The 2406-nt window shown below is 50.9% G+C and carries 3 protein-coding genes; all 3 read left to right on the top strand.

Going from position 1 to position 2406, the window contains the following annotated elements; translation table 11 throughout:
• Positions 1–245: 245 nt before the first annotated feature.
• The 3 genes from HBN61_RS22220 (at position 246) to HBN61_RS22230 (ending at position 2315) form a co-directional block, all read left to right on the top strand.
• The gene (locus HBN61_RS22220; protein ID WP_170047917.1) at positions 246–824 is read left to right on the top strand and encodes a recombinase family protein; all 579 of its coding nucleotides are present in this window, start codon (positions 246–248) and stop codon (positions 822–824) included.
• A gap of 5 nt (positions 825–829) precedes the next feature.
• Positions 830–1459: a helix-turn-helix domain-containing protein gene (locus HBN61_RS22225; protein ID WP_170047919.1), complete on the top strand. Its 630-nt coding sequence runs from the start codon at positions 830–832 to the stop codon at positions 1457–1459.
• Positions 1460–1598: 139 nt separating this feature from the next.
• Entirely contained in the window at positions 1599–2315 is a 717-nt protein-coding gene (locus HBN61_RS22230; RefSeq protein ID WP_170047918.1) for a hypothetical protein, read from the top strand.
• Positions 2316–2406 lie beyond the last annotated feature (91 nt).

Consider the following 2406-nt stretch of genomic DNA (forward strand, 5'->3'; position numbering starts at 1 on the left):
GTCAGGTGCAACGCGAAATTGGCAACCTATCGGCGCCGTCACACTCAACCCAGAGAGGGAGCAGCCGGCAGTGAAAATAGCAGCTTAAAAACACGGCTGACGCGACAACTACCTTGCAAAACGCCGATAAGCTCCGTCTCATCACCACAAATACTGGACGCGGAGCCGGCTCAAATGTGTTGATTTAATCTGAGCCGCTCGATATATTCTGAGCCACACTTTTGAGCTATCAAGTGAGCGCCCAGATGACAGTCCTATCCTACGTCCGAGTCAGCACCGACGATCAAAGCACTGACGCACAGCGTCATTCGATTGCTGCTCTTCACAACGTCGAACACTGGTTTGCGGATGAAGCAACTTGTGGCGGAACAAAAGCTCTAGAACGTCCCGGGTTTACCGACCTTTTCAAGTTTGCTCGTAAGGGCGACACCTTGATTGTGTCCGCAATCGACCGTTTGGGGCGGGACACTATCGATGTGCTCGTAACCGTTCAGGCATTAGAGGCCAAAGGAGTAACGGTTTTATCAATGCGAGAGGGCTTTGATCTCTCGTCTCCAGTCGGTAAAGCGATGCTTGCAATGCTGGCAGCTGTTGCGGAACTGGAAAGATCCAACATCAAAGCTCGACAGATGGCAGGTATCGCTCGTGCTCGAGCAACTGGACAAAAGCTAGGGGCCCCCAAAAAGATTGATGACGCAGCTGTAAGTGGTTGGCGTAAAGCACACAAGGCGACCATCCAGGGGACGGCCCACCATTTTGGGATTTCAATTGCCGCAGTTAAACGAGCCTGCGCCAGCAGCGACGTTCAGACAGAAGAGAGCTAATGACCATGGCAGGAACGAGGAAAACCCCAGATCAAGCCGCACAGGCAGTGATATTGAGAGAGGCGGGCTGGACCATTCCAGCAATAGCGGCTCATCTAGACATTAGCATTAGCACTACACAAAGGCTTTTGAAAAAACACGGGGCGGTCTCAGGAGCAACCACGCAAGCTCTCATAGATAAAGCCAGGGTCGGAATGCTCAATATGGCGTATGCCTTGGATAGTGTTCAGCAGACGGCGGCTTCGCTTGTGCTGGATGACTTGGCGCTGAGCCAGCAGATTCGCCTGAAGCTAGCCTCGGCATTGGACGAGCTCGACTTGAGCAACCCCATTGTTTTCCGCTCTCTAGCAGCGAGCGCAACGACCCTCAAACTGACACAAGATGTAGCACGCCGTGCGCTACCGCTAGAAAAATTGAATCAGTCACTTGAGGTCGAAGAAATGCCAGTACTTCACATTCAGATCATGAACGCTGACGACGTGGCAGAAATGCGGGCGCAACAACGTCTCGAAGAGGCTGAGGTAAGTGGGGATCGCGAACGGATCGACGATGAGATTGAAACGCTGAGTTGGCTGGCGGAGAAAAAATTGAGTCGAGCACGTCCGCTCGACGATGACATCGTCGTCGAATGCTGAAGTGTCCTTGACCATTACTTGACCTGCCAAAGTGTCAAACCCTTAGAAAACCTGTGGAAGTATCGAACACCCTGGCAGCATCCAGGGAAGTGCAAAAATGAAAATCAGCACCTGATTTTATTCGGGTATCGAGACAGTAATGAAAGTCGAACATCAGAGCCTCTTCAAGGAAGGCGAGGTTTTACAAATTCAAAAGCGGATGTTTGAAAGTGCTCGAAGCCTGCACGCGAAATCCATCCAAGAAAGGGATGCATGCAGGGCCATATTCGGAGACGATTGGCTCGTGCACAACGAAATAGCCGACGCGGATCTAGATGGATTGGCGGACTTGGATGAGCTACTCAGCAAGCCTCATCTAGAGCCTTCAGCCTATCCTCGTGAGAGACTCTCTGGTAAGCCTGAAAAGTATCGAGCCATAGATGCTGGTCTATTTGCGGGAGAGCCTTCATACAGGACTGTGAGCTCTTTTAGGCCGCACACGCAATATCAAAAGATTGCTTCTCTCCCAGATAATCAGATCAGTCCGGGTGGGGTGGACTTTGCCTGCTCTAGAGTAAATGCAAAAAACAGACGTTCAAAACGTCGAGGCCGGGCGCTGTCAACGCCAAGTAAAACGGGGCTTATCGCTGATTTCTACTCGGGTCATGCAGAACGTATAGTAGCTATTAAGGATCTACATCCAGACCTTGATTATGAGCAGATAGAGAAAATACTGAAGATCGATGCTTTCGTCCGGAAGCTGATGCAGGATTATCAGGGGAATGGTGAACTGCCGGACTGGGCGAAATTTGTCAGTCCAGAAATCAAACAGTTTTTCCGCATCCCCCGGTGTCAGGCTAGTTGTCGCCTGAGCTGATTTATCAAAACGATAGATCGGGGGCGTCAAAGAGAGCTGTAATGTCGAGCTATTCACCTGAGCGTAAAGCTGCCCTGCTGAACAAGTTACA

The sequence above is a fragment of the Pseudomonas sp. WS 5071 genome, from assembly GCF_012985765.1.
In the GTDB taxonomy this organism is placed as follows: Bacteria; Pseudomonadota; Gammaproteobacteria; order Pseudomonadales; family Pseudomonadaceae; genus Aquipseudomonas; species Aquipseudomonas lundensis_A.

Bases quoted from the DNA above. Each gene is read 5' to 3' on its own strand.
- HBN61_RS22230 (WP_170047918.1), top strand. From the start codon at position 1,599: ATGAAAGTCGAACATCAGAGCCTCTTCAAGGAAGGCGAGGTTTTACAA.
- HBN61_RS22220 (WP_170047917.1), top strand. From the start codon at position 246: ATGACAGTCCTATCCTACGTCCGAGTCAGCACCGACGATCAAAGCACT.
- HBN61_RS22225 (WP_170047919.1), top strand. From the start codon at position 830: ATGGCAGGAACGAGGAAAACCCCAGATCAAGCCGCACAGGCAGTGATA.